Consider the following 25,349-nt stretch of genomic DNA (forward strand, 5'->3'; position numbering starts at 1 on the left):
AGGTCTTCCTGCCTCAGCTCATATGCAAAAGCACCATGCCTGTCATAAGCAGGCCCATACCTGCAAAGGCGCAGGGCCGCAGTTTTTGACTGAAAAACAGCCAACCGCCAAGGGATGTGCCCAGGATGCCGAAGCTGCCCCACATGGCATAGGCCACGGCCAGATCCATATTGCGCACTGCCAGCGACAGACAGTAAAAAGCCAGGCCCACCAGGGCCAGAGAAAAGAAGCCCAGCCAGCGGCGGCGAAACCCGCCGGATTTTGCCAGCAAAAGATTTGCCAGCACGTCCAGAGCCGCGGCCAGTATAACCAACAGCAGGGAAAGACTGAAAAAGGAGCTGACGGCTTGCATTATGCGTCTCCCCCGGCTCTGTGTTGGATCTGCATATCCCTTGCGGCGGAAGTGGGCCGTGCTGCCGGGTGAATGCCTTCGTTTTTGTCTTCCTTTCCGTGCCCGGTGCCGTGGTGAACCAGTAAAGCGCCAGCCAGCACACAGGCAAGGCCAAGGGCGCGCTTCATTGTCATGCTTTCACCAAGCAGGGCCACGCTGCACAATGTAATGAGGGTCAGCCCAAGCCCTTCCCAAAAGGCAAATGCCACGCCCACAGGCAGGCCCGTGGTGGCCTTGGCCAACATATAGTACGACAGGCCGATGGCCAGCCACATGAGCGCGAGCCCCAGCAGGGCAGCGTGGGCAAAACTCCAGCCCTGTGCCATCTTCATGACTGTGGTTCCAGCTACTTCAAAAACAATGGCTCCCATAAGGCAAAACCAGTGATAAGGTTTGGTCACAAGCATTGTGTCCTCGCAAATTGGGCAAAATTGAAAATTTTTGATTAGATTCTCAGGTGAATATCTGGGCCGGCGGTCTGCGCTGCGTTTCACCCGAGATCGAAAACAGAAAAAAGCGCTGCCGCCTGTTGGGGCATCACGCCAAGGGAAGTTTTGCCTGCGAGGAATTAGAGAAAGGAACGCCAGTAGCGCTCTTCAGGGTAGCCGCAAAAAGAGCGGCCTTGGTTATGCTGGTGATGAAAAACTGACTTCATAGTTATAGTATATGTACTGCCAGATTGCTTGGCAAGAGAGCGCCCTGTCAGGGCCTTACGCGGCAGGTGTGTTGAGATCCATAACATGATGTGATTACAGTTAAAAATAGAAGAGGCGACACAGCCAGCGCTTGCAGCGAAGCGTGTTAGTCTCGCGAGAGAATTGAAATCCTGTCCGTAGTTGACTGTTTTTGTACAAAAGGAAAACAGCCTTTTTCATAAAAGCTGTGGTCAGTTGCTGAACACTGCTCAAATGAAAAAGGCTGTGTATGTCTGTCGTGATAAAGATTTTTATTATACGTGATATTAGTACGTTGCAGGCGATAGTTTCTAAATAAATGATTTTGAGCCACGGGTAATAAAAAGACCTTTTTTACGAAGGGAGCGTACTCTTACAGTACATCGCTGGAGTAAAAAATGACCTTTTGACGCAGCCAGTTAGACAAAGAATTATTTAGAAACAGCCCCTGATCATTCTAACGTCGCCGATGGAAGCGTGCTGCCATGCAATAAATAGTGTCTACGCTACGAAAAAATGTGTGCCCATAGAGCTGAAAAAGGCATAATGAGAAAAAGCGAAGGCAACATGCTTAAAATGGGGAATTGTGTGATGCCGCATGTGCGCAACCCTGTTGCCAGCATGATGAAACCGCCGCAACCGGAAAAATCGCTAATCAAAGAAGGGGTAGTATATTGACTGAGAAATCCGGCGAGCAGCACCACAGCAGCCTGAATAGTAAACTGAGGTATGGCCAGAGCACCGATGACGCCGCCAACGTTGGCAGCAATAAACATTGCTGTAGGTAAATCCAGCAGTGACTTGATCAATAGCATGGACATATCGCCGGATATTCCTTCCTGCATAGATCCAAAGAAACCTAAGCCACTCGCACAAAAGACCACCAGAAAAATTGAAAACTGCTCCTGAACGAACTCAAGAGGTGCACGGGAACTGGTGCCAACCTTGCTAAACAACCGGGCTGCCTTATGTGCAAGCCAGGTGACAGCATATTCTACTCTTAAAAGTTCGCCGATTAAAGATCCAACAAGTAATGCGCAGACAACTGGAGGAAGGCTTTGTGTTTTTCCAATCATGAAAATACCCATGCCTGTATTGATGCACCCAAAAACAAGTATCAGCTTCTTCCTGAATGCTTCTCCCATTCTGTCGCCAAAATATGTGCCAACCAAAGCCCCAGTCACGATGCATGCACTGTTTATTACCGGCCCAATCATGGGCACCCCCTTTTCAGTACGACACTGCGCCAAATAGTCTTATTGAGAGGTGTCGTTATGAGATGATTTTTTTATATAAATAAAAATTAGTATGTTACGCAGAGGATAACCTGCTGCGATGCTGGCCTGAAATAAAAGAAGAAGTTCGGCACAGAGGTACCTGAAAAGGCGTCTGTGACGATACTGTTTAGAAAAACCACCCTTGCGAGCGGCCCCCTGTGCATAACTGCGTTTCCCGTCAGAAGTGTATAGTGCTGCCTTGCGGGAAAGTCTAATCAAGCCATATAGGCAGATATTCTTCAATGGTAGTCTTGTTTGTGACGACTTTGGTACGGATGAATGGTGACGGCATGAAGCAAAATTTTTATGGGCTACCAAAAAACAGTAACATCGTAGCAATCTCGTGAGAAAGAACAAAATTATTGGCTAGTAATAATAGAAAAATTTCTCCAATCGCTAGTGCAAATGAAAAAACATCGCCGCCTGAAAATTATATAAGTTGGTAGCAGCTATAATCTTGAATTAATCGTGTTCATTCAGCTCGGCCAGGTTTTAAAGTTGGCCCTGAGCAAACCGGAAAGTGAAGCAGAACGAACTTCACTGATGCTATTGAAACCGCAGGTCGCCGGCCAGAAGAGTCTGACAAAAATTGGGCAAACCTGCAGGCATGGCAGAGCTGAACGGTGTGCTGGTATCGTTCCGCAGCAAGCAAACAGTTTCAAAAGCTGCATTGAAAAAATGGATAGCTCTTTCGTGAAAAAACAGATCGTCTGTCAGCTTGAATGCTATCTGCAATTTTATAAGTTTTTACGCTTGGTGAAAGAAAAATCCCCAGTTTCAAATGAAACTGGGGGTGAATAACATGATGATTTTATAAACTATTTCTGTGCGCCAGCCTGGGCATCTATCCATGCATTGGCTTCTGCAAGGTTAAGTGTTCCCTCATAGAGGGCGCGCCCGCTCACCGCGCCAGCAAGGCTGGTAGTGCGGGTAAGGGGGTAGAGGTTCTGCACATCTTTAAGTGTGGCCACGCCGCCCGCCGCAATGACGGGCACGGTGGAAAGCCGCGCCAGATGCTCCAGGGCCGCTACATTAACGCCACACTGCATGCCATCGCGTTCAATATCGGTGTAGATAACAAAGGCCGCACCGGCTTCAAGCAGGCGGGGCAGGGCCGAATCTACGGTCATTCCCGTATCTTCCACCCATCCACGGCTCTTGAGGCGCCCGCCCTCAGCGTCCAGCGAAACACCGATCTGGCCGGGAAAGGCCTGGCACATTGAGGCAAAAAGCTCGGGCTGTTCAAGCGCGAGAGTGCCAATGATAAGGCGGCTGACCCCGGCTTCAAGATAGGCTTCAGCAGTTTTCATGTCGCGGATGCCGCCGCCAAGTTGCACGGGAATGGCAAGGGCAGTGCAAATATCGCGTACAATGTTGCGGCTTTGGGCCGCGCCATCAAAAGCGCCGTCGAGGTCCACCACGTGCAGCCAGCGGGCGCCGGCTTCTTCCCACGCCTTGGCTGCGTCAACGGGGCTTTCGGCAAAAACCGTGCTCTCGTGGGCGCGGCCCTGCTTGAGGCGCACGGCTTTGCCGTTTTGAATGTCTACCGCGGGAAAAAGAATCATAATCCCAAATCCTTCACAGCCTTGCGCATGCCTTCTACCGTCAGATCCTCAGCACTGACCCACTGGCCCTTACGCTTCAAGAAAGAGCCGACATTGAGCAGGTTTTCAGTCAGACCCAGCTGCTTTTCTTCAAAGACAGAGCGGTCCATTATGCTGCCAGTATCTACGCGCAACAAAAAGAACTCCACCCGCACGTGGGCCGGTTGGGTGACGCCAGCCGTGGAGCCTTCGCGTTCATGCCAATCAAGCACCTGAGGAATGAGCAGCACCTGTGCGCCCTGTTTCTTGCCATATTCGATCCAGCGGGGCAGGGCCTGGGGCTGTTCCGAACTGTGGAACGTTGTCAGGTCTTTGGGCAGGGTGCGCAGGCTGATGAACTTGTATTGCCGATTGGTGTCGGTAGTGAGGACGTGGCGCAGGCGCATGTCCAGAGCCATCAGCATGTCTTCGGGAGTGCGTCCCTGATTTTCAGGAATGCGCCCCATAATAAGCTGGCTGGCGTTGATGGGCTGGGTAAAGGGGGCAACGGTTATGGTATAGGTGCCAGAAAGGTTGCGCGGCACGTCAGCCGTGCTGCGCGGACGTTTGGAGCAGGCACCCAGAGCCAGAACAAGACTCAGTACGATGAGTAGCAGTATATTCAGGCGAGTATGCATCAATCAAGGCCTCCCTTGGTGCTGCGTATGGTTGTGCCGTGGCGCCGCACTGCCTGAGCCAGGGCAAGCCCCAGACCTTTGGCTGCGGATTCCAGCAGATGATGCCCATTCTTGCCATAGCGCATGTCCACATGCAGATTGCAGCGTGCGCCACTTGCAAGGGCTTTGTAGTATTCACGCCAGAGGTCTTTTTCTTCCCCGGCAAGCACAGGGGGCAGCAGTTCATCGCCGCGCCATTCAAGCCAGGGACGACCTGAAAGATCCACTGTCACTTCGGTCAGGGCTTCGTCCATAGGCACCCGCCCGTAACCAACGCGGGCAATGCCAACCCGGTCGCCCAGAGCCTCAAGCAATGCTTTGCCCAGGGTCAGGCCAACGTCTTCGGCTGTGTGGTGGGCGTCCACTTCCATGTCACCTTCGCAAATCAGGGTAAGATCCATGCCTGCCCAGAAAGCGGTGAGGGTCAGCATGTGGTCCAGCAGGCCAAAGCCTGTTCTGACTTCCGTTTTTCCCTGACCGTCAAGGGTCAGTTCTAGACGGATGTCAGTTTCGGCGCTGGTGCGCGTCTGGGTGGACGTGCGCGGAGCTGTGGTCATGCTTCCTCCGAAGGATTGGCTGCCTTGGCTTTTTGCGAGCCTTCAGGCGTTTCATCTGAAGTCGTTTCGCCGTCTTCTTTTTCGTCTTCGTTCTTTTTGGGCTTGCGGCCAAAGGCGGCAGCAACCCATATACTTATTTCATACAATACAAGCATGGGGCAAGCCATGAGCAGCTGTGAAACCACATCCGGCGGCGTAAGAACGGCAGCCACAATAAAAATGCCCAAAACGGCGTAACGCCGCGCTTTGCGCATCATAGCGGCGGTAATGACGCCCATGCGCGCTAAAAAGAAGGCGAAGAGCGGCATTTCAAAGATGATACCAAAAGCCAGAATAAGCTTGAGCACAAAGCTCAAGTAATCGCTGACCTTGGGCATGGCTACAATTTCTTCAGTGGCAAAGCTTACAAAGAAACTGAACGCGTAGGGAAATACTACAAAGTAGCAGAATGCCCCGCCGCACATGAAGAACACAGCCGACATGACCGCTATGGGAATGATGTATTTTTTTTCTTCTTCGTACAGCCCTGGCGCAATAAAGGACCATATCTGATAAAAAATAACCGGGCTGGACACAAATACGCCTGCCACCACAGCAATATACATGCGCGTGAAAAAGCCTTCGGGCAGGGTGGTGTAAATGGCGTGCGAACCCTTGGGCAAAACAGCCAGCAGAGGGTTCACCAGTGCGTCAAAAATGGGATCAACAACGGCCCAGCAAGCAAAAAAGCCCACCGCGATGGCAATACAGCAGCGAACAATACGCACGCGCAGTTCGCCGAGGTGGTCCATAAGGCCCATTGATTTGCCTTGCCCATCCTCGTCGTCCTCTTCATCGTCATCAGTGGGCGCAGGAAGCTGACCCCCCGGTGCTGCGGGAATGGGAAGATCATCCCCCGACGTGCCTGTGGGCGGAAAAGGGCTGGCCGGAGGCAAGGGAGGCTGGCCGCCTGAAGCGGGGGCTGGTGCATTTTCGCCAGAAGCCGCATCACCCGAACCAGAAGATTCTTGCATGTTTGCGTCTTCTGCGGGCTGCGACGCAGGGGATTCCTGCGGCACATCAGATGAAGCATCAGGTGAAACGCCCGTCGGGGTGTCGGGTGATGCGTCTGACAAAGCATCTGGCGAAGCGCTTGTTGATGCGTCTGCTGCTGAGGCTTTTGCTGTTTCTGCTGTGGCATTTTCCGTTACAGCGCCGGAATCCGCTTCAGAGGGTTGTTCGGGCTGCTGTTCGGTAGACGCGGTAGAGGCCGCCAGCTGACTGGCGGCCTCAAGGTCGATATGGTTGATGACAGACAGGGCGGCGGAAGCATCCGCCGACTGATCAGATTCCTGGTGCGTAGCAGTTGTGCTGTCAGTAGATGCCTGTTCAATTGGTGCTTTTTTTTCTTCGGTCATGCCTTGCCGCCGTTGTCAGAAACTGTTGCGGTCTGGGCAAGACGGGCCTCTGCCTCACGGGCTTCAGCTTCAGTTCGGGCAAGGGCTTCGGCCAGCGGACTGCCTTCAGGCGGAACAGGTATGCCTTCAACCGTTGGGGTTGTCGCCCCGGAAGCAGTGGCAGCCTGTGGCTGTTCTGCGGCTGTTGCAGCTTCCGGCGAATTTTGCTCGGCAGCGTGCCCTTCAACAGGAGCATGTGCCGTAGCCTCGTCAGGGTGTACAGCCGTGGTATCCAGCACCGCTTCCGCCGCAGGGGTTTCTTGCGAGGGCGCCGTGCCGTCATCTTGAGCCTTTTGCCCGTCTGCGGCAGCTGACATTGCAGCAGCCTCCGCCGTTTGCGTGGCGGCCTTGGCAGCTTCGGCTTCAGCAGCTTCTCTGGCAGCTTTGGCAGCCTCTTTTTTACGCTTTTTCTGTTCTTCCTCTTCAGCCTCGGCATTGAGGGTGCGCTGGAAGTCGGTGGAAACCCGGCGGAATTCGCCCAAGGCCTTGCCCAGTGTGCGCGATACGTTGGCCATACTCTTGGGACCAAGCACAATCAGGGCCACCACAAGGATGACCAGAAGTTCAGTGCTGCCTATACCGAACATAGGGCTCTCCTATTCCCATTCAATGGTGCTGGGCGGCTTGGAGGACACGTCGTAGACAACGCGGTTGACGCCTTTGACTTCATTGATGATGCGTCCAGACATGCGCTCAATGAGCTCGGCGGGCAAGCGGGCCCAGTCGGCGGTCATTGCGTCCACACTGTCCACCACACGCAGGGCTATGACATGCTCATAGGTGCGGCCATCGCCCATTACGCCCACGGTCTTGAGGGGCAGCAATACGGCAAATCCCTGCCACACTTTGCGATACCAGCCAGATTCACGCAGCTCTTGCTGCACGATCTTGTCTGCCTGACGCAGAATGGCAAGGCGGTCTTCCGTCACTTCGCCAAGCACGCGAATGGCAAGGCCGGGGCCGGGGAAGGGGTGACGCCACACGATGGAGTCAGGCATGCCCAGTTCGGCAGCGACTTTGCGCACTTCGTCCTTGAAGAGCTCACGCAGGGGTTCGATGAGTTTGAGCTTCATCGTATCGGGCAGGCCGCCCACATTGTGGTGGCTTTTGATAACGGCACTGGGGCCCTTGTGCGAAACGGATTCAATAACGTCGGGGTAAAGGGTGCCCTGAGCCAGAAAATCAACTTCAGAAAGTTTTTTGGCTTCTTCGTCAAAAATTTCGATGAAGGTGTGACCAATGATCTTGCGCTTCTTTTCTGGATCTTCCACGCCCTTGAGCTTGGACAGAAAGCGTTCCTGGGCCTGTACGAAATTGAGATTGAGGTCAAAGTGTTCGCGCAGGTAGCTGACCACTTCGTCGCCTTCGCCGAGGCGCAGCAGGCCGTTATCCACAAAGATGCAGTGCAGGCGCTTGCCGATGGCCCTGTGCAGCAGCACGGCCACAACTGTGGAGTCGATGCCGCCGGAAAGGGCACAGACCACATGCTTGTCACCCACCTGCTCGGCCATTTCCTTGACCACACGTTCCACGAAGGACGACATGGTCCAGTCGGGCTTGATGCCCACGACCTTGAACAGGAAATTGTGCAGCATGCGTTCGCCATCTACACTGTGATGCACTTCGGGGTGGAACTGCACCGCGTAGATTTTGCGGCTTTCGTCGGCCATAGCCGCCACTTCAAGGGTGCTGGTGCTGGCCGTGACGGCAAAGCCGGACGGCGGAACCATCACTTTGTCGCCGTGGCTCATCCACACGCGGGTGGGGGAGGTGATGCCTTCCCACAGGGCGCAGGGTGCGGTCAGGTTGAGGTCGGCAGGGCCGTATTCCCGCGTGAGGGATTGGGCCAGCTGGCCGCCAAGGTTTTGAGCCAGCAGCTGCATGCCGTAGCAGATGCCAAGCACGGGTACGCCCAGCTCCAGAAAGCCGGGGTCCAGTACAGGCGCGTCAGCTTCGCCAACACTGGCAGGGCCGCCCGAAAGGATAACGGCCTGGGGCTTCATAGCGGCCACCTGTTCGGCGGTGGTCACGCAGGAGTGAATTTCGGAATATACCCCTGCCTCGCGCACGCGGCGTGCGATAAGCTGGGTAACTTGTGAGCCGTAATCTATAATAATGACCTTGCTGGGCATATCGTCCTCATGATCTGTGTGCGTCCAGTGGGGGCGCACGGTTCCTGTGTGCATAGGCATGCGGCGCTGACGCGCCGCCGGCTAGTTCTCGATACGGTAGTTGGGAGCTTCCTTGGTGATAACCACGTCGTGCACATGACTTTCACGCAGGCCCGCCGGGGATATTTCACAGAAGGTGGTATTTTCGAACAGCTGCTTGAGGCTATGTGCGCCCACATAACCCATGCCGGAGCGCAGGCCGCCCATAAGCTGGTACACGGCTTCCATTACGGGGCCACGGTAAGGCACACGGCCCACAATGCCTTCAGGTACGAGCTTCTTGCTCTTTTCCTGGAAGTAGCGGTCAGAGCTGCCTTCTTTCATAGCGTCAATGGAGCCCATGCCACGGTAGATCTTGTAGGTACGGCCCTGATACAGAATGGTTTCGCCGGGGCTTTCTTCCGTGCCCGCGAAAAGCGAGCCGATCATGACGGAATGCGCGCCCACCACCAGAGCCTTGACGATGTCGCCAGAAAACTTGATGCCGCCATCGGCAATGCAGCAGCGGTCCATTTCACGTGCGGCGCGGCCGCCGTCCATAACGGCAGTTACCTGGGGCACGCCCACGCCCGCCACGATGCGGGTGGTGCAGATGGAGCCGGGTCCAATGCCTACCTTGACGGTGTCGGCTCCGGCTTCAAGAATGGCCTTGGCCCCTTCATAGGTGGCCACGTTGCCCGCTACAAGCTGGCAGTTGGGGAAGGCCGATTTGACCATGCGGATGGCGTTGATGACGTTGACGGAATGCCCGTGGGCAGAGTCGAGCACCAGAACGTCTGCTCCGGCCTCAAGCAGCTGCTCGGCGCGGGCTTCGCAGTCCTTGCCAATGCCGATGGCAGCGCCGACGCGTAGGCGTCCGGCTGTGTCCTTGCAGGCATTGGGGTACTTCTGCACCTTGTCGATGTCCTTCATAGTGATGAGGCCGCGCAAATGGCCTTCTTCATCAACAACAAGCAGTTTTTCAATGCGGTGTTCGTGCAGATGCTGCTTGGCTTCTTCAAGCGAAGTGCCCATCGGCACGGTAACGAGCTTCTGGCTGGTCATGACGTCGGCCACGCGCACAGCGTGCCCGTCTTCGATGAAGCGAACGTCACGGTTGGTGAGAATGCCCACCAGACGGCCATCCGCCACAACGGGCAGGCCCGAAACGCGGAAGTCCGACATGAGATCAAGGGCTTCCTGCACCGTATTGTTGGGTGAAATGGTCACAGGGTCGAGAATCATGCCGCTCTCGCTCTTTTTAACCCTTTCGACCTCCAGGCGCTGCTGGGCCACGGACATATTCTTGTGAATGATGCCGATGCCGCCCATGCGTGCCATAGAAATAGCCATGGCGGATTCCGTCACGGTGTCCATGGCGGCAGAGAGCAGGGGGATGCGCAGAGGGATGGAAGGGGTGAGCCAGGTGGCTATGTCCACGGCGTCAGGGGTGATGTCCGAATAGCCGGGAATGAGCAAAATATCGTCAAAGGTCAGCGCCTTGCCGCGATTGGTGAACATGACTTCCTCGTAATGTGCTGGAATAATTGTTCAAATTGTAGTCTAACAGGGTATCCCCTTGCGGGCCTTATGTCAATGCGGGCCGCGCCTTTGCGGCCTGATCTCCTTATAATAAGGAAACGGCGTCTGCCAGACCACCGATGTTCTGTCTGGCGAAAAAAGACCAGCCTGCCATAGTTTTGAGCGGGTGCATGCGCGTACAGCTTTTAGCTGTGCTTGGCAAGTGTCGGCGTGCCTTTTTCGTCCAAGACTTGAAGTGAGGCGGCAAACATCCTATGAATCTCCAATTCGCCCCCTGTGGGGCCTGTGCGCCGTGCGGCCACCTCGCGTAAAAGCTGCGCGTAATGGGCGACTGCACTGCTTTTTGCCGTCCTGCGGCCCTGTGGAGATTACATGTTCGAGAGCCTTTCAGACAGACTTTCCGGCGTATTCCGCTCATTCAGCGGACGCGGCCAGCTTACCGAAGAAAACGTGCAGGCAGGCCTGCGCGAAGTGCGGCTGGCCTTGCTGGAAGCGGACGTTAACTTCAAGGTTGTCAAAGACTTTGTTGAAAACGTGCGCGAAAAATGTCTTGGCCAGGAAGTGCTTAAAGGAGTAAGTCCTGCACAGCAGGTGGTCAAGATCGTCAATGACGAACTGGTCAACCTGCTTGGCGGCGAAACCGCCGGACTTGACCTTCAGGGCCGCGAACCCGCAGTAATCATGCTTGTGGGCTTGCAGGGTTCGGGTAAAACAACTTCTGCTGGCAAGATAGCAAATATTTTGCGCAAGCAAAAGATGCGCCCCTATCTTGTGCCAGCCGACGTTTACCGCCCCGCAGCCATTGACCAGCTGACCGTGCTTGCCAAGCAGCTGGACATGCCCTGCTATCCCTCCACCGTGGACATGAACCCCGTGGACATAGCCAAGGCCGCCTTGGAAGAGGCGCGGCGCGAGCAGGCAACTGTGCTGCTGCTGGATACGGCGGGGCGTCTGCATGTGGACGAGCCCCTCATGCAGGAGCTTGAAGCCATCAAGGCTGCTGTGCAGCCGCAGGAAATTTTGTTTGTGGCTGACGCCATGACCGGCCAGGATGCCGTGACTGTGGCTGAAAGCTTCAACGAGCGCCTTGGCATCACAGGCGTTGTGCTTACCAAGATGGACGGCGATGCGCGCGGCGGCGCGGCCCTTTCCATCCGTGCGGTGACGGGCGCGCCCGTAAAATTTGTGGGTATGGGCGAAAAACTGTCGGAGATGGAAGTTTTTCATCCTGACCGTATCGCCGGGCGCATCCTGGGCATGGGCGACGTGCTTACTCTGGTGGAGAAAGCACAGAGCACCATCAATGCCGAGGAGGCCGAAGAGCTGGCCCGCAAGATGAAGAAGGCCAGCTTTGACCTTGAAGATTTTCGCACCCAGATGCGCCGCATAAAAAAACTCGGCTCGCTGGATAGCATTCTTAAAATGATTCCCGGGCTTGGCGGCCTGCGTGAAAAATTGTCTGAAGCCAGCGGTGCCATGCCTGAAAAGGAAATGGCACGCACTGAAGCCATCATCAGCTCGATGACTATGGCCGAGCGCCGTAATCCCGACATCCTCAACGGCAGCCGCAGGGCGCGCATAGCCAAGGGCGCGGGTGTCACCGTGGCCCAGGTAAATCAGCTTGTGCGCCAGTTTGAGCAGATGCGCCAGATGATGAAGGGGATGATGGGCGGCAAAGGTGCCAAAATGCCCTCAATGCCCCGCATGCGCGGCATGCCCCCCGGTATGACGCCGCCCGGAGGTATGGGCGGTATGCCTGGCCTTGGTGGTCTGTCCGGAATGGGTGGGATGCCTGGTATGGGCGGTATGCCCGGTATGGAAGGCCTCCCCGGCGGTCGTCCTGGCACCGGCAAATCGGCAGCAGCAAAAAAGCGCAAGAAAAAAGAGCGCCAAAAGCGTAAGAAAAAGTAAATATTTCGCGGCAAGGAGCGCCGTCGTAACGGCAACACCTCTTTGCGCCAGGGCTTTTCTGCCCTTGCCCTTTCCCGGGCGCAACGATAACATAACACCTCAAAGGGAGTTGGACTCATGGCTGTAAAGTTGAAATTGACCCGCCTCGGCAGCAAAAAACACCCCTTCTACCGGGTTGTGGCCGCCACTGACGAAACCCGTCGTGATGGCCGTCCGCTGGAATTCCTGGGCTACTATAACCCCATGAAAAATCCGATCGAAGTCAAGCTTGATGCGGATAAAATCAAGGAATGGCTCGCCCGTGGCGCTGAACCCACGGATACCGTGCGTTCCCTGATCAAGAAACACATGGCCTAGCGCATTCCGCTAAGCTTCCGCCCCGGCGGCAGACGCCCTGCGGCCTCCCAAATATGCTAGCGCATGTTGGGACAGGCCGTTTTGGGCAATATCGGCACTGCGCGCGGCCTTTACTGCTCCGGCTTTTCCGGCGCAGACCCCTTTGGAGGTACTCAATGAAGGCCCTGATCGAATATATTGCCCGGTCCCTGGTAGATCATCCCGACGAAGTGCAGGTCAGCGAAGTGGAAGGCGAACAGACTACCGTTCTGGAACTCAAGGTTGCCAAAGAAGATCTGGGCAAGGTCATTGGCAAGCAGGGGCGCACGGCGCGAGCCATGCGTACCATTCTGAGCGCCGCATCCATCAAGTGCAAAAAGCGCACTGTGCTGGAAATTCTGGAATAGCGCCGGATACTATGGCGGATTCGTGGATTCATATGGGCACTCTTGCGAGGCCCCACGGCATCAAAGGGGAGATCTGCATCGATTGGTATGCAGACTCTCCCCTGCTTTTGACTACCCCTCTCTGGATTCAGGCGGGCGACGCTGAACCGCGTCGCATCCGGCCACTCGCCGTTCGCAGCCACAAGGGGCGTCCCCTGCTTTTGCTGGAGGGCGTTACAGACCGCACCGCTGCCGAAAACTTTCGTGGCTATAAGCTGCTTGCCAAACGCGACTCCCTGCCAGAGCCGGAAGACGATGAAGTCTATCTGGAAGATCTGCTTGGCGGCGATGTGCTACTGCCTGACGGGCAGCGCATTGGCACGCTTGACCACTTCGAGTATCCCGCTGATCTTGAGATGTGGGTCATCATGACGGATGACGGCAAGGAAGTGCTTTTTCCCGCCAGGCCGGAATTCATCGTGGGCTTTGATGTGGATGCTCCGGCAGTGGTTATTGATCCGCCGGAAGGGTTATTGGATATTTATCTCTCGGATAATTCAGAGAAAAAATAGTGGCTGTTGGGGCGGTGTCGCCTTAAGCCGGGATTTTAATGGCTGCTGTTCGCCTGTGGGCGCGGCGGCCTTTTTCTTTTTGATTTTTGGAAGACTCAGCTGTTGCACTTGGGAAGTCTATCGCATGCTTTCGCAGAGGATGGTTCAGCTGTATCCGGTTTGTGTATTATTACCCATTGATTTTGGATGTTTATATGAACATTTTATATCAAGAAAACGTGTCTTTTATGCAGGGCGTGGGCTCTGATGGTACTCGACCAAAAGAAAAGGCGAAATTTGACACAGGAATATCTGGAAAGACTTTGCAACGACACAGTTCAGGAATTACTGCCCTCCGAGGCTTCCTCTGCACCCCCCAGGGACAATCCCGCATGTTTTCAATTTTCACGAAGTAGCTAGGGCTGCACGGCTTCCGCTGCGGGAGCTTCCTCGCTTCGCCCGGTGGTCTCCCTCCGCGCCGCGTAATGCCATTTTGCGTCATGATTGGGTGCGCTGCTCAGGGTTGATATTGACTCACCAAGGAAGACAAACCGTAACTGCTGCGCGCGGTTGCTGTTGATTCAATTACTCGGCCTCCAGACAGTTTGAGAGCAGTTTTTCTTTTGGTTAACTGCCGACAAGGGGACTGAAGGTGTTCCGGGGCATGGGTGGACATGTGTTTGATAGTAATAGTGTGTGTACTGCAAGCTGTAGCTTGTTTTAGCTTGCCACGCCCGCAAGAGGTCTTATCTTTCGGGTTAACACGAGGAACATCATGCCCGAATTGCCAGAAGTAGAAACAGTTGCCAGAACTTTAAGGCCTCATGTGCAGGGATGCATTATCACCAATGCGCAGGTTTTACGCGCCACCAGCCAGCACCCTTTGAGTGTCCCTCTCGAAGATTTGCGTGGATGCCGCATTGTAGAAGTAGGTCGGCGCGGAAAATTGCTGCTTATGCATCTAGACGCCACTCAGGCTGAGAATACAACTGTGCGCGAATATAAAGACCTGCGGCTTGCCGTACATCTGCGTATGACCGGGCGGCTCATGACCTATGCTGCGAGCACTGAGCCCGGCTCCCACACCCGTTGCATACTTGATCTGGATATGCCCCCGGTGGAAGGGCGGGAAGGTAAAGAAGCTCTGTGCGCAGAGGAAACCCCTTCGGCGCAGGCGAAATACGGGCAGGAGCACCGTGAGGATAAGGCTGCTGTTGTGCCTGACGGGCCGCGCCGTTTATTTTTTGACGATGTGCGAGCGTTCGGCCTCATGCTGGCGGGAACTCCCGATATTTTTGAGCGCTGGCCTTTCTGGAGTGGCCTTGGCCCCGAGCCATTGAGCATGACGGAAAAAGATTTTATCCGGGCTGTCTCCGGCAGAAAATCAGCCATTAAGGGGGTACTGCTGGATCAAAAGATCCTGGCGGGGGTCGGCAACATCTATGCAGACGAAAGCTTGTTTGCCGCAGGCATTGATCCGCGCCACAAGGCCGCAGATCTTACTGCAAACGAGGCGAAACGCCTGCTTAAGTGCCTGCAGGACGTGCTGCTTTTGTCCATATCCCAGTGCGGCAGCTCCGTACGTGACTACAGGGACGCCAACGGCGATGCGGGGGCTTTTCAAAATACTTTTGCGGTGTATGGCCGTGGCGGACAGCCATGTAAAAAATGCGGCAGGCCCCTTGAAAAAGCCAAAGTGTCGGGCCGCAGCACGGTTTGTTGCTCCCACTGCCAGCGATAGGGCCGTTTTAAAAAATACTCTGTCTTTATATAAAGTGTTCTGCCAACAGCCAGCGCTGGCAAAACATTGGTACTGATAGTGCCATTGGTATGTTAGAAGCAAATCCAGTCCTCAATGGCATTGTGCCGCGCGGGGGGAGCTTGCCGGGCGAGGCTAAGAAGCTTCCGCAGCAGGGACCGCACAGCCCCCGCCACGCAGGTGATATAAGTGAAAATGATGAGAGCAGATAACCGTTTGTAATGGTTATCTGCTCTTTAAGAATTAGCTTCGCCCGTTCCGGCAAAGTAAGTTAGTGTCAAAGGCAACAAAGATACTTGGGCAGTTATGGCAAAGGCCGCAAAGATGATTCGCTGTTAAGCAAGTTTTTCAGCGTTGAATCTCTAAGGGCGGGCCATTGCCATGCCCAGTTCAAAGGCCTTTTGGCAATCCTTGGGGAATTCTTCATTTTTCCGCTTCAGCTTGGCTTCTTCGGAGAAGCATTCCACCTTGTATTTGCTGTAGTCCATAAACTGATACGTATCATTCACATACAGCACGGAAGGCGGAGTCAGCATTCTGCCCGTAAAGTATTCCATACCGCCAAGATGTTCAGGGTAGTTCATATCCCGCATGGCAGCATCCGTGACGTTCATTGTATAGATAAAGGCCGTTTTCATTTTCTTGGGAGCAATGGATGAATAGGTGGCGTCGTACACGAGATAGGGGAAAAGAAAACGCTCAAAGAACGACCGCATTTCGCCAGTGATGCCTTTGAAGTAGATAGGTGAGCCAAAGATAATGCCGTCGGCGAGAGAAAGTTTTTCCAGCACAGGGGCCAGTTCGTCCTTTACGGCGCATTTGCCGTACGATTTTCCTCCCAGCCGTTTGCACTCAAAACAGCTTATACAGCCTTTGTACGAATAGTCGTAGAGGTGCAGTATTTCGGTCTGCGCATCAGGAAGAACAGCGGACACACCTTCAAGGGCCTTGGCTAACACCGTGGCTGTATTGTGCTTCTTTCTCGGGCTTCCATTAATAGCATAAAATTTCATGGTTTTCTCCTTATAAAAAGTGCCGTTGCGCATTCTTGCGCATATGCGCCGTGCGTTGTATCGACAAACATACTTTAGAAGAAGCACGGGGGAAAAAACAAGTACGCAGTTTTTTCTAACCTGTGACGCGAGATTTTTTCGTGACAGAGAATGCAGAGAACGCGCTTATCTGCCCAGAAAGATTTTTCAAGGAGCAGCAGCTTATGCAGACAAAAGAAGCGGTTGGTTACAGCACGGTTTTACCGCAAGAAAGTGTTTATGAAATTCCCTGTCCCTTGATTTATGCCCTTAATCTCATTGGCGGCAAGTGGAAACTTCCCATTCTCTGGCATCTGGCAGATACAGGCTGTTGCGGTTTCAATGCCCTTGGCCGCGAAGTGACTGGAATCACCAATATGATGCTTGGAAAATGCCTCAAAGAGCTGGAGGCTGACGGTCTGGTCAACAGAACCGAACTTGAAGGCAAGGTGCGCCGTGTGCAATATGCTTTGACGGCACAAGGCTGGCGACTGCTCCCCGCACTGAAAGAGCTTTACCAGTGGGGCAGAGAGCATCTGGAAATTGAAGCAGCAGTCAAGCAGAAGTAGTAATGTCCGGGCAGTTCTTGGGCTGTGCCGTCACGAGCGCTTTTTCAGCTGCTTATGCGTCGAGTTCATCATCTTATTTCAGCTGAGTACCAGTAGAGAATTCTTTTGCATAAAAGGTTTGTTATCCCTGATATAGCAGGAAATTCATTTTGTGGCGACCCGGTCTAGCAAGCTGACGTTGCGGAATTCTTAAGGAAACGCGGGTTTATTCCGTTTGGCTGCGTTGCTTCATTCGTTACTGCTCTTGGAGCCGCCCCGGTTGTCTTCCTTTCTGTCGCCGTTTGCTTCCTCATGGCCTGTTCTCTGAGTCTGAACATATGCGGTAGCGTCCTGCCCTTTGTGCTTAGGCCAGATCAGGCTTACCTGCCCGTCCCGCCCTGTGAACAGCAAAGGTATCGCCGCGTTGTCCAGCCAAGCCCGCACCTTTTTGCCGGGGTAGCCGTAGCGGTTTTCAAAACCGCAGGCTGCAACGGCTATTCTGGGTTGCACCGCCTCATAAAAACCGGGCAAGTAGCTGCTGTCTGAACCGTGGTGGGGCAGCACCAGCACTTCGGCTCGCAGGTCCAGGCCTTGATCCAGCATGTGTTGCAGGCTTTTGCGTTCGGCGTCGCCGGGGATGATAGCCAGCCCTTTGCCGTGCTGGGTCAGCCTCGCCACCAGGGACGCATTATTGCCCTCCCATGCAGTGTCGATGGCGCTGTTTGTAATGGGACTAACCTTGCTGGTGCGAGGCGGGTGCAGAATTTCCAGTTGCAGGCCATTAACCGGATCGCCAAGGCACAGAATGTCTCCTTGAGCAAGAGGCTGGGCCATATGCTCTTGCCGTACCCTGGCCCAGATTTCTCCCCAGCCGTTTCTGGCGTCACTGCTGTTGCGTCCGTTGTCAAACAGGGCGTTTACGTCAAATTGCCGTAGGATATGCACCAAGCCGCCCATATGATCCAGATCGGGATGGCTGTTCAGCACCGCGTTCATGCGTGGCGCATCGTTGTGGAGCAGGACCGGGGCTACAATGTTCTGGCCGGGATCAAACCGTGGCGACGCGCTGCCGCCGCCGTCCAGCATCATGCGCACATGCCCCGGCAGGCGAAGAGTCACTGCCTGACTTTGGCCAACATCCAGCACGTCCAGACGTATTTCAGGCGACAGGCGGTCTGCCAGCCGCAATACGGGACCAGCAAAAAGCAGCAATCCCCCTGCCAGCAAGAGGCGAAGTGCCGCTTTGGGAAGGACAGGGCGTCCGGCCTTGAAAGCCAGTGCCGTAAGCAGGGCGGCAAAGGCGGGAAGGGCCGTCCAGTGCGGTCGCAACATGGATGGAGCCGACAAAAATTCGTCTTCAGCCAGCCATGTCAGCAAATCTACCAGCCACTGACAAGGCAGGGCTGCCATGTCCAGTATCAGACGGGCAGTGGTTTCCATACCCGTTGCCGCGCACAGCAAGCCCAGAACAGAGGCTGGCAATACAAAAAGATCGGCCACAGGCAGCCACGCCACGTTAAGGGGAAACCAGAACCCCGCGTTGCCGAAAAGAAGCATGTTGAGTGGCAGCAGTGCCACCTGCACGCAAAGCGAGACGAGAAAAATACGCAGCAGTGTGCGGCCCCACCAGAACAGGCGGGCACGCAACCCTCTTTCAGAAAAAGTATCCGGTTCCGGCATGAGCTGCCGCAGCCAGGGCAGGCTTAACCCGATGGCGCCCACACACAGGGCAGAGAGTTGCAGCCCTGTGTCGAAAACATTCAATGGAGCAGCCACGGTGATGCACAGAAGCGCCGCGCACAAAGCGTCCAGCGTTGTGCGCGGACGGCCCATAGTGAGCCACAATGCCACTACAAAAAGCATGACCGTCGCCCGCAGCAGAGATGCAGGAGCGTTTCCCAGCCATAAGTAGGCCAGAGCCGGAGGCAGGGACGCCAGTATGACCCACAGCGTTTTTGGGCGGTGCAGGTAAATACCGGGACGCAAACGAGCCAGGGTCAACACGCAGGCCAGACCAAGCATGCCTGCAATAACCAGATGCTGGCCTGAAAGAGCCAGACTGTGTACAAGCGTGGCGGCAGCAAAATTGTTCAGGGTTGCCTGGTCCAGATACTGTCTGTCGCCGAAAAGCAGGGCCAGCAAAATAGCCTTGCCCTGGCTCAGTTCAGAGCCATTAGATGGGGAAGATGTGTCAGCGGAGGCAGTTGGGGAATTTGAGGCGGCAAACGCAGCATCATTGAGAAGAAGCGATGGAGGCGGCATCAGGGGGGGCATCAGGGCCGTCAGAAAATCCGTTCGCAGGATTTCACGCCAATGGGCAGAGCGTCCGGGTTCGCCTTGTAAAAGAGGCGCAACGCGTCCGCCCTGCGTCCACATCCGCCAGTGTACGCCCTGTGCTGCCCACCAGAGTTCCCACGGTGACTGACCAACATTGGCAAACCCTTGCATGGGGATGGGGCGAAGATTGAGGCAGAGAGTTTGTCCTGGCAAGGGCCGCAAAGGCGGTCTTTCCCATGTGAGCGCGGCGAGGCTGGGCAGCGGAGCAGGCACCGGACTCTGTTCAGATGGATTCGCTGTTTGCTCGATCTGCTCCTGGCCGCCGGGGATAATTTTTGCCAGTTCTGCCGCTTCAGGCATCAGGCCAGAGAGCAACAATCGTAACCGCTGGTCAGGCAAGCCCTGGCTGTCAGTGACTGTGCCGCAGACACGCAGGTTTTTGCCCGCCTGCGCCAGCCAGAGTGGTTGTTCCGGGTTGGAAAACCCCTGTTGCCACGGACTGCCGAACAATTGCCACTGCGCGGTCAGCAGCCCGGCAACAGCCAGTATAAAGCAGAAGGCAAGACGGGTTATCCGCCACAGGCGTTTGTCCGCCAGAATCAGAAGAAGAAGGCAAAGAATGGTCTGATGGGGCCATACCGCAGAGGCAATGCCGCCTATCCAGAAGCAAAGGCAGGTCTGCCAGAACAGAGGGGCTTGCAGGGGCGGGTAGCGCATGCCTTTTCGTGCCCGTAAAAAACCGCCGATCGGTTGCCGTTCGGCGGGTCATACATTGGCTGTGTCGGTTGCACCGACGGTATCAGCGCAATTGCCTTACTTCTGCCATCATATTCTGCACTTCTGCCATCAGGTTCTGCCCAGACAGGTGTTGTGCGTTTACTCTGCACAAGATTTTTTGTTCCGCTCGCCGCGGGGATTATCCCTGTAGCGATGTCTTGCTGGTCAGGGACAATACAAGGAGCTTCGTCAGAAGGCGTATGAAAGTTTGGCGCAACGCTGACTGGAACATGTAAACTTTTCCAAAAAACGCTGATTTATTCCGTTTGGCGGCGTTGCTTCACTTTTTTGAAACAGTCGAGGACGGAAGAGTCCAGTCCTGCTTCAAAAAAAGATCGCGCCTTGCCAAACGAAATAACTGCGCGTTTCCAGGAGGCTCTTTAATCAGTGCTTCCCCAAACCTGAAATGCTTTACGACAGTTCGCGGGCCATATCCCGTTCTTCGGCGCGTTTTTTAAGGCTTTCGCGATGGTCGTGCAATTTTTTGCCCCGGCCAATGGCTACTTCGACCTTGACCTTGCCCCGCTTGAGGTACAGGCGAACGGGCACAACCGTCAGGCCTTTCTGGGCCACAAGGCCAGCCAGTTTGGCAATCTCGCGCTGGTGCATCAGCAGTTTCCTGGCGCGGTCCGGCTCTTGCGGGGCGTAGCCCGCATTGGAGTAAGGGGCCACATGTAGCGAGACCAGCCAGGCTTCACCCCGGCGAAAATCTACATAGCTATCGATAAAGTTGACCTTGCCCGCGCGGATACTTTTGACTTCAGGGCCGGTAAGTACAATGCCAGCCTCTGTGAATTCAGAAAGTTCATAGAGGTGGCGGGCCTTTTTATTAACGGCAATAGTGGAAGGTGATGTTTTTTGGCTCATGGCTGGCTGTGTGTCAAAAGGCTGGTGGTGTGAAAGGCCAGTTCCGGCCCAAGAGATTGGTGCAATTGCTCGCGAACCATGCGGCGGGAGGCGGCAACATCTGTGCTCAGGAGCACGCTGTGGGCCAGTTCCATGCAGGTTTCAGCACTGAGCTGGCGGATAAGATGTTTCAAGCCCGGTACAAAGCGTGGAGCCGCAGATATGGTGTCTACCCCCATGCCCAGCAACAAGGCCATGCCCAAGGGGTCCGAGGCCAGTTCGCCGCAGACGGAAACTCCTATGCCTTCGCGGTGTGCCGCGTCAACAATATGCTTGAGCGAGCGCACCACAGCGGGGTGCAGAGGTTCGTTAAGATATGCCACATGGCGGTTGTTACGGTCTATGCCCATAATGTAATGTATGAGGTCATTGGTGCCAATGCTGAAAAAGTCGCATTCTCTGGCAAGAGCATCGCAAACAAGGGCCGCCGCCGGAGTTTCTATCATGACGCCCAGGGGAAGCACTGGCGCGTGCGGCAGGTTTTGCGCGGTCAGTTCCTGATGCATTTCCTGTATGATACGGCGCACCTGCTGCACTTCATCCAGGCCTGAAACCATAGGCAGCATAATGGCCACGTTGCCGTGAACCCCGGCCCGCATCAGTGCCCGCAACTGGGTGCGAAAAAGCCCCTGATGGCGCAGGCAGAACCGTATGCCGCGCAGCCCGAGGGCGGGGTTGGGTTCCTTGAGAGCAGCCTGGGCATGCAGCATTTTATCCGCGCCCACGTCAAGCGTGCGAAAAACAACGCGCTCTGGAGAAATCTTCTGGGCCACAACGGAGTATTCGGCCAGCAGCTCTTCCTCGTCGGGCAGGCGGCCCTTGAGGTAGGCGAATTCCGTACGGTACAGGCCAACGCCGTCTGCTCCACTGCGCGGTATGGCTGCAAGCTCTTCGCTGCTCTCCAGGTTGGCCTGAACCACCACGCGCACGCCGTCGCACATTTCTGCGGGCCAGCGTGCCGTCAGCAAAGTAAGCTCTTCCCACCCGGTGTATTCGAGGCGGCGGGCTTCATACCGGGCCAGATCCGCTTCATCCGGTTCCAGCAGCACGCTGCCGCCAAGACCGTCAATGATGACCAGTTCGTTTTCCCGAGCCACACCAACAAGACCGGTAACACCGGACAAGCAGGGAATGTGCAGGCTGCGTGAAAGAATGGCTGTGTGCGAGGTCGGGCCACCTTCGGTAGTCAGAATGCCCAGAACGCAGTCCAGATTCAATTCCATAACGTCAGCCGGAGAAAGGTCTTCAGCTACCAGCACCGCGGGCTCAGCTGTGCCGGGAGTTTCAGTGGGATCTGCGAACAGCCGTTCGCGCAGGCGCAGCCCTACGGCGCGGATGTCTTGCGCGCGATCACGCAGATAGGGGTCGTCCATTCCCCTGAACAGGGCGCACAGTTCTTCAACAGTCAGGCGCAAAGCCCAGGGCGCGGCAATAAGTTTTTGTTCAATGCGCGCGAGGGTGGCGTTGAGCAGCTTGGCGTCGCGGGCCATTTCCATTTGTGCGGCAATGACATCACGATATTCAGCCAGATCTTCGGGCACGTTTTCCATTGTCGCTTGCAGTGATGCGCGCACGTCTTCGGCGGCAAGCCGCAGGGCGGCCTGCTCGGCCTCCACTTCGAAGGGCGTGATGCGCCGTTCTTCATCCTGCTGCAGCTTGTGCATGAAGCGCACCCGGCCAATGGCTATGCCGGGAGAAACTGGAGATCCAAAAAGTACCGCGCGGGCCATGTTAATCCTGCATGGTGCTGAGAAGGCGGGCCAGGCCACAGAGGGCCTCGCGGGCGTCATGCCCCTGAGCCAGAAGAGTCAGTTCCGCATTGAAGGGCGGAGCGAGAGAAAGAACATCAAGCATGCTTTTGGCGTCAACTTCACCAGTATCGCTGACAAGCTGGATAGCCGCCGAGTAGCGCTGGGCTTCCTGTGCCAGTCGTGCTGCGGGTCTGGCGTGCAGGCCATTGCGCAAATTCAGGCAAAGCCGCAGTGCCAGCCCGCGTGACGTTTCTTCAATGGTTTCTTCCATTTCCTCACCTTTTAGCACCGTCAGGCCAATCAGGGCGGGCGCACCAGCGCCAAATATCTGCCCGAGCCTTGTCAATTCGCTCTTCGCCAATTGCCAGTCCGATATATATTACATACCAATGAGGCCAACGTCCATGAGAATCAGTGCTCCCAGGGTCATGCCCCACAGCAGAATACGCGGCAGGCGAAGCCTTGCCACAAGCCAGGATGCAGCCAATACCGCCAGCGCACCCAGCAGGTAGACATCCCACGGGAAAGGCTTCATGCGGCTCAGGGGCAGATGCCAGATAACCTGGGCCACCAGCGCGGCATTGACCATTTTGAGCCTGTCTACCCAGTTGATGAGATTGAGGCGTTTCAGGCGCACCAGTACGGGCATCCCGTGGCGCAGGCCTGAAAAAAAACTGCCCGCTCTGAAAACCAGCAGGGCAAGAAAAAATCCCACAGCAATAATTCCTGTCAGCCCTACATAACCGGAGAGCAGCAGGGATACGCTCACAAGTGCCCACAAGGGCAGCAAGGTTCCGCTGAAAAATGAATCGCCCAAGGCGGAAAGCGTCGTGGCCAGGGTTTCGCGCACCGAGCTTACGGCAGATTCGGGCAGAGCGCCCTTGGCTATTTCTTCTTCAAGAGAAAGCAGAATGCCCACAAAGAGAGGAATCATGAAAGGGTGGGTATTGCTGTGCCCGCTGTAGCGGGCAAAAGCACGGGCGCGAGCTTCGCCTTCGGGGTAGAGCCAGCACAGGGCAGGGCTCAGCACAAAGAGCAGCCCTATCTGCTGCATGCCTCGGGCTGTAGTGGCTGCATTGATGCAACAGGTGCGGGCAAGGCAGTTGAGTGCTACGAGCGTGGGATACATCTGCGAATCCTGCCCGCTCGCGCCGTGCGAAGGCATTGCCAGTCAGTCTCAAGCCGTGCGGGGCATTTTTTCGCGTGCCCTGCAGCAGCCGGGTCAAATGGCGGCGAATGGCGGCGTTGCGGTGGTTAGAGGTTGCCGGGGCGGTCTGTGGCTGTAAGCAGGGCGTATATTTCTTTGCCGCTCCAGCCGCGCACCATATCCTGAACCCTGCGGGCCACCTGACGGGGTTTGCCCTGGGGGCCGTCTGTTTCCATCTCCTGCTCCAGCAGGGCCATAACTTCGCTTTCAGCGCTGCGGCTCACCTGTTCGGGAGGACCGATAATTACGGTAATTTCACCCAGCAGGTCGTCGGGCAGATCTGCGCTGTTTTCCAGCCGGGTCAGTATAAATTCCTCATGCTCCTTGGTCAATTCACGGCAAACGGCCACTTCGCGAGGGCCAAGCAGGCGGGCAGCCTGCGTGAGGCTTTCTTTCAGGCGGTCTTTGCGCTCAAAAAAAATGAGAGAGCCCGGCACCTGGGCAAAGGCGGCAAAAAGAGCATCGCGGCCGGAAGCGTCTCGCGGTAGAAACCCCAGAAAACTGTGAGGCAAAGGTGGTATGCCCGCTGCGGAAAGCGCCGTGACCGGGGCCGAAGGGCCGGGCAGCGGAGAAACAGCCAGTCCTTCCTTGCGACAGGCGCGTACCAGACGATACCCAGGGTCGGCCAGCAGGGGAGTGCCCGCATCAGAAACAAGAGCTACGTTTTGCCCTTCACGCAGGGCGCGCAGCACGTGCTCCTGCCGTTCGGCTTCGTTATGGTCGTGGAAGCTCAGCAGACGGCGCGCTTCAATGCCGCAATCGCGAAAAAGACGGACTGTGCGGCGCGTATCTTCTGCAAGCACGAGGTCTGCCTCGGTCAATACGGCGCGCGCTCTGGGGGAGAGGTCACCAGGGTTGCCAAGAGGTGTGGCTACTATCCAGAGCCGGGGGGCAGTCGAAGGCATGACAAAAATGCTCCAGGTGCAGGGTAGAGCCATTGCGCAGGGCGCAGATGACATCAAAACGGCAGGGCTGATCCCACGCTTCGTGGGCAGCCAGCCATGCGCGGGCCGCACGGCACAGGGTACGTTGTTTGGACTGGCTCACTGCATAGGCCGGGCCACCGTGCTTGTCACTACCGCGGGTTTTTACTTCAACAAAAACAATCGTGTCGCCGTCACGGCAAACCATGTCCAGTTCCAGACGCACCTGACGCCAGTTGCGGTCAAGCAGGGCATACCCCTTGCGCTTCAGCAGGGCTGCTGCGGCGTCTTCGCCCTCTTTGCCCAGCCGCAGGTGAGAGGCGGTTGCGGTTTTTTTGTCCGTATTGTCGCACTGGCCGCTCTGCTCATGTTGGTCTTTATGGATTTTTTTGTCAAAAAATCCTGAGAACAGGCGACGCAGGTTCACAGCAAACTGCCTTGTTGCGCAGCCGTAGCTTTTTCTTCGCACACGCCCCGGAAGGTCAGCCGATGCTGCGGGCAGGGACCGAGGCGACGCAACGCCTCATAGTGATCCTTGGTGCCGTATCCCTTGTGGATTGCAAATCCGTAACCGGGCCAGCGTTTATCCAGACTGGACATGAGCTTGTCCCTAAAGGTCTTGGCCAGAATGGACGCTGCCGAAATGGCAGGTTCAATGGCGTCACCGTTTATGATGGCACGCTGTGGCGGCAATTCCCC

General features: G+C 55.7%; 25 protein-coding genes and 1 pseudogene. 7 read left to right on the forward strand and 19 right to left on the reverse strand.

Annotated elements, in window-relative coordinates; all coding sequences use genetic code 11:
* Nucleotides 1-13 precede the first annotated feature (13 nt).
* The 3 genes from QM579_RS01905 to QM579_RS01915 form a co-directional block, all read right to left on the reverse strand.
* Nucleotides 14-352: an SMR family transporter gene (locus QM579_RS01905; protein ID WP_414997539.1), complete on the reverse strand. Its 339-nt coding sequence runs from the start codon at nt 350-352 to the stop codon at nt 14-16.
* The gene (locus QM579_RS01910; RefSeq protein WP_414997540.1) at nt 352-798 is read right to left on the reverse strand and encodes a DMT family transporter; all 447 of its coding nucleotides are present in this window, start codon (nt 796-798) and stop codon (nt 352-354) included. Before QM579_RS01910 ends, QM579_RS01905 begins: the two co-directional genes overlap by 1 nt.
* 773 nt (nt 799-1,571) lie before the next feature.
* Nucleotides 1,572-2,282 (reverse strand): DUF554 domain-containing protein, encoded by a 711-nt coding sequence (locus QM579_RS01915; protein ID WP_414997541.1) that lies wholly within the window; start codon nt 2,280-2,282, stop codon nt 1,572-1,574.
* Between the two features lie 528 nt (nt 2,283-2,810).
* Between QM579_RS01915 and QM579_RS01920 the strand changes: the two genes are divergently transcribed.
* Nucleotides 2,811-3,143, forward strand: a complete 333-nt coding sequence (locus QM579_RS01920; protein WP_414997542.1) for a hypothetical protein — start codon at nt 2,811-2,813, stop codon at nt 3,141-3,143.
* Nucleotides 3,144-3,160: 17 nt separating this feature from the next.
* Here the strand turns inward: QM579_RS01920 and hisA are convergent, their stop codons facing one another.
* The 7 genes from hisA to guaB form a co-directional block, all read right to left on the reverse strand.
* A complete protein-coding gene (gene hisA, locus QM579_RS01925) occupies nt 3,161-3,907 on the reverse strand; it encodes a 1-(5-phosphoribosyl)-5-[(5-phosphoribosylamino)methylideneamino]imidazole-4-carboxamide isomerase (protein WP_414997543.1) in 747 nt (248 codons plus the stop codon).
* On the reverse strand, nt 3,904-4,563 hold the full coding sequence (locus tag QM579_RS01930) for a hypothetical protein (RefSeq protein ID WP_414997544.1): 660 nt from the start codon (nt 4,561-4,563) through the stop codon (nt 3,904-3,906). Before QM579_RS01930 ends, hisA begins: the two co-directional genes overlap by 4 nt.
* Nucleotides 4,563-5,159, reverse strand: coding sequence for an imidazoleglycerol-phosphate dehydratase (locus QM579_RS01935; protein WP_414997545.1), 597 nt, complete (start codon nt 5,157-5,159; stop codon nt 4,563-4,565). The genes QM579_RS01930 and QM579_RS01935 overlap by 1 nt, the downstream gene beginning before the upstream one ends.
* Nucleotides 5,156-5,959 (reverse strand): twin-arginine translocase subunit TatC, encoded by an 804-nt coding sequence (tatC, locus tag QM579_RS01940; protein ID WP_414997559.1) that lies wholly within the window; start codon nt 5,957-5,959, stop codon nt 5,156-5,158. Before tatC ends, QM579_RS01935 begins: the two co-directional genes overlap by 4 nt.
* 593 nt (nt 5,960-6,552) lie before the next feature.
* A complete protein-coding gene (gene tatB / locus QM579_RS01945; RefSeq protein WP_414997546.1) occupies nt 6,553-7,182 on the reverse strand; it encodes a Sec-independent protein translocase protein TatB in 630 nt (209 codons plus the stop codon).
* Between the two features lie 9 nt (nt 7,183-7,191).
* On the reverse strand, nt 7,192-8,727 hold the full coding sequence (guaA, locus tag QM579_RS01950) for a glutamine-hydrolyzing GMP synthase (protein ID WP_414997560.1): 1,536 nt from the start codon (nt 8,725-8,727) through the stop codon (nt 7,192-7,194).
* An 81-nt stretch (nt 8,728-8,808) separates the two neighbouring features.
* On the reverse strand, nt 8,809-10,266 hold the full coding sequence (gene guaB / locus QM579_RS01955) for an IMP dehydrogenase (protein WP_414997547.1): 1,458 nt from the start codon (nt 10,264-10,266) through the stop codon (nt 8,809-8,811).
* 393 nt (nt 10,267-10,659) lie between these two features.
* On the opposite strand from guaB, the gene ffh reads away from it, so the two are divergent.
* From ffh to mutM, 5 genes are all read left to right on the forward strand, one after another.
* A complete protein-coding gene (gene ffh / locus QM579_RS01960; RefSeq protein WP_414997548.1) occupies nt 10,660-12,198 on the forward strand; it encodes a signal recognition particle protein in 1,539 nt (512 codons plus the stop codon).
* A 117-nt stretch (nt 12,199-12,315) separates the two neighbouring features.
* The gene (rpsP, locus tag QM579_RS01965; RefSeq protein ID WP_414997549.1) at nt 12,316-12,555 is read left to right on the forward strand and encodes a 30S ribosomal protein S16; all 240 of its coding nucleotides are present in this window, start codon (nt 12,316-12,318) and stop codon (nt 12,553-12,555) included.
* 155 nt (nt 12,556-12,710) lie between these two features.
* Entirely contained in the window at nt 12,711-12,941 is a 231-nt protein-coding gene (locus QM579_RS01970) for a KH domain-containing protein (protein ID WP_012625423.1), read from the forward strand.
* An 11-nt stretch (nt 12,942-12,952) separates the two neighbouring features.
* Nucleotides 12,953-13,492 (forward strand): ribosome maturation factor RimM, encoded by a 540-nt coding sequence (rimM, locus tag QM579_RS01975; protein ID WP_414997550.1) that lies wholly within the window; start codon nt 12,953-12,955, stop codon nt 13,490-13,492.
* Nucleotides 13,493-14,246: 754 nt separating this feature from the next.
* Nucleotides 14,247-15,212 carry a bifunctional DNA-formamidopyrimidine glycosylase/DNA-(apurinic or apyrimidinic site) lyase gene (gene mutM, locus QM579_RS01980; RefSeq protein WP_414997551.1) on the forward strand — a complete coding sequence of 322 codons (966 nt, stop codon included), beginning with the start codon at nt 14,247-14,249 and terminating at the stop codon, nt 15,210-15,212.
* 380 nt (nt 15,213-15,592) lie between these two features.
* Here the strand turns inward: mutM and QM579_RS01985 are convergent, their stop codons facing one another.
* Complete coding sequence (locus QM579_RS01985) at nt 15,593-16,243, reverse strand: flavodoxin family protein (protein ID WP_414997552.1); 651 nt, start codon at nt 16,241-16,243, stop codon at nt 15,593-15,595.
* A gap of 203 nt (nt 16,244-16,446) precedes the next feature.
* Between QM579_RS01985 and QM579_RS01990 the strand changes: the two genes are divergently transcribed.
* Nucleotides 16,447-16,830 (forward strand): winged helix-turn-helix transcriptional regulator, encoded by a 384-nt coding sequence (locus QM579_RS01990; RefSeq protein WP_414997553.1) that lies wholly within the window; start codon nt 16,447-16,449, stop codon nt 16,828-16,830.
* A 228-nt stretch (nt 16,831-17,058) separates the two neighbouring features.
* Here the strand turns inward: QM579_RS01990 and QM579_RS01995 are convergent, their stop codons facing one another.
* From QM579_RS01995 to QM579_RS02030, 8 genes and pseudogenes are all read right to left on the reverse strand, one after another.
* Nucleotides 17,059-19,803: a ComEC/Rec2 family competence protein gene (locus QM579_RS01995; protein WP_414997554.1), complete on the reverse strand. Its 2,745-nt coding sequence runs from the start codon at nt 19,801-19,803 to the stop codon at nt 17,059-17,061.
* Between the two features lie 471 nt (nt 19,804-20,274).
* Complete coding sequence (gene smpB, locus QM579_RS02000) at nt 20,275-20,730, reverse strand: SsrA-binding protein SmpB (RefSeq protein ID WP_414997555.1); 456 nt, start codon at nt 20,728-20,730, stop codon at nt 20,275-20,277.
* Complete coding sequence (ptsP, locus tag QM579_RS02005) at nt 20,727-22,499, reverse strand: phosphoenolpyruvate--protein phosphotransferase (RefSeq protein WP_414997556.1); 1,773 nt, start codon at nt 22,497-22,499, stop codon at nt 20,727-20,729. The genes smpB and ptsP overlap by 4 nt, the downstream gene beginning before the upstream one ends.
* Before the next feature lies 1 nt (nt 22,500).
* Nucleotides 22,501-22,791: an HPr family phosphocarrier protein gene (locus QM579_RS02010; RefSeq protein ID WP_183717301.1), complete on the reverse strand. Its 291-nt coding sequence runs from the start codon at nt 22,789-22,791 to the stop codon at nt 22,501-22,503.
* 108 nt (nt 22,792-22,899) lie between these two features.
* On the reverse strand, nt 22,900-23,649 hold the full coding sequence (locus tag QM579_RS02015; protein ID WP_414997557.1) for a PTS system mannose/fructose/sorbose family transporter subunit IID: 750 nt from the start codon (nt 23,647-23,649) through the stop codon (nt 22,900-22,902).
* A 125-nt stretch (nt 23,650-23,774) separates the two neighbouring features.
* The gene (gene rsmI, locus QM579_RS02020; protein WP_414997558.1) at nt 23,775-24,632 is read right to left on the reverse strand and encodes a 16S rRNA (cytidine(1402)-2'-O)-methyltransferase; all 858 of its coding nucleotides are present in this window, start codon (nt 24,630-24,632) and stop codon (nt 23,775-23,777) included.
* Nucleotides 24,574-24,963 (reverse strand): YraN family protein, encoded by a 390-nt coding sequence (locus QM579_RS02025; protein WP_414997561.1) that lies wholly within the window; start codon nt 24,961-24,963, stop codon nt 24,574-24,576. Before QM579_RS02025 ends, rsmI begins: the two co-directional genes overlap by 59 nt.
* A gap of 110 nt (nt 24,964-25,073) precedes the next feature.
* Nucleotides 25,074-25,349 (reverse strand): annotated as a pseudogene (locus tag QM579_RS02030) (ribonuclease HII); the annotation flags it as partial.

The sequence above is a fragment of the Desulfovibrio sp. genome (assembly GCF_047607245.1).
GTDB lineage: Bacteria > Desulfobacterota > Desulfovibrionia > Desulfovibrionales > Desulfovibrionaceae > Desulfovibrio.

What these genes read in the sequence shown, in the direction of transcription:
- QM579_RS01905 (WP_414997539.1), bottom strand. Translation starts at nt 352, where the DNA reads ATGCAAGCCGTCAGCTCCTTTTTCAGTCTTTCCCTGCTGTTGGTTATA.
- QM579_RS01910 (WP_414997540.1), bottom strand. Translation starts at nt 798, where the DNA reads ATGCTTGTGACCAAACCTTATCACTGGTTTTGCCTTATGGGAGCCATT.
- QM579_RS01915 (WP_414997541.1), bottom strand. Translation starts at nt 2,282, where the DNA reads ATGATTGGGCCGGTAATAAACAGTGCATGCATCGTGACTGGGGCTTTG.
- hisA (WP_414997543.1), bottom strand. Translation starts at nt 3,907, where the DNA reads ATGATTCTTTTTCCCGCGGTAGACATTCAAAACGGCAAAGCCGTGCGC.
- QM579_RS01930 (WP_414997544.1), bottom strand. Translation starts at nt 4,563, where the DNA reads ATGCATACTCGCCTGAATATACTGCTACTCATCGTACTGAGTCTTGTT.
- QM579_RS01935 (WP_414997545.1), bottom strand. Translation starts at nt 5,159, where the DNA reads ATGACCACAGCTCCGCGCACGTCCACCCAGACGCGCACCAGCGCCGAA.
- tatC (WP_414997559.1), bottom strand. Translation starts at nt 5,959, where the DNA reads ATGGGCCTTATGGACCACCTCGGCGAACTGCGCGTGCGTATTGTTCGC.
- tatB (WP_414997546.1), bottom strand. Translation starts at nt 7,182, where the DNA reads ATGTTCGGTATAGGCAGCACTGAACTTCTGGTCATCCTTGTGGTGGCC.
- guaA (WP_414997560.1), bottom strand. Translation starts at nt 8,727, where the DNA reads ATGCCCAGCAAGGTCATTATTATAGATTACGGCTCACAAGTTACCCAG.
- guaB (WP_414997547.1), bottom strand. Translation starts at nt 10,266, where the DNA reads ATGTTCACCAATCGCGGCAAGGCGCTGACCTTTGACGATATTTTGCTC.
- ffh (WP_414997548.1), top strand. Translation starts at nt 10,660, where the DNA reads ATGTTCGAGAGCCTTTCAGACAGACTTTCCGGCGTATTCCGCTCATTC.
- rpsP (WP_414997549.1), top strand. Translation starts at nt 12,316, where the DNA reads ATGGCTGTAAAGTTGAAATTGACCCGCCTCGGCAGCAAAAAACACCCC.
- QM579_RS01970 (WP_012625423.1), top strand. Translation starts at nt 12,711, where the DNA reads ATGAAGGCCCTGATCGAATATATTGCCCGGTCCCTGGTAGATCATCCC.
- rimM (WP_414997550.1), top strand. Translation starts at nt 12,953, where the DNA reads ATGGCGGATTCGTGGATTCATATGGGCACTCTTGCGAGGCCCCACGGC.
- mutM (WP_414997551.1), top strand. Translation starts at nt 14,247, where the DNA reads ATGCCCGAATTGCCAGAAGTAGAAACAGTTGCCAGAACTTTAAGGCCT.
- QM579_RS01985 (WP_414997552.1), bottom strand. Translation starts at nt 16,243, where the DNA reads ATGAAATTTTATGCTATTAATGGAAGCCCGAGAAAGAAGCACAATACA.
- QM579_RS01990 (WP_414997553.1), top strand. Translation starts at nt 16,447, where the DNA reads ATGCAGACAAAAGAAGCGGTTGGTTACAGCACGGTTTTACCGCAAGAA.
- QM579_RS01995 (WP_414997554.1), bottom strand. Translation starts at nt 19,803, where the DNA reads ATGCGCTACCCGCCCCTGCAAGCCCCTCTGTTCTGGCAGACCTGCCTT.
- smpB (WP_414997555.1), bottom strand. Translation starts at nt 20,730, where the DNA reads ATGAGCCAAAAAACATCACCTTCCACTATTGCCGTTAATAAAAAGGCC.
- ptsP (WP_414997556.1), bottom strand. Translation starts at nt 22,499, where the DNA reads ATGGCCCGCGCGGTACTTTTTGGATCTCCAGTTTCTCCCGGCATAGCC.
- QM579_RS02010 (WP_183717301.1), bottom strand. Translation starts at nt 22,791, where the DNA reads ATGGAAGAAACCATTGAAGAAACGTCACGCGGGCTGGCACTGCGGCTT.
- QM579_RS02015 (WP_414997557.1), bottom strand. Translation starts at nt 23,649, where the DNA reads ATGTATCCCACGCTCGTAGCACTCAACTGCCTTGCCCGCACCTGTTGC.
- rsmI (WP_414997558.1), bottom strand. Translation starts at nt 24,632, where the DNA reads ATGCCTTCGACTGCCCCCCGGCTCTGGATAGTAGCCACACCTCTTGGC.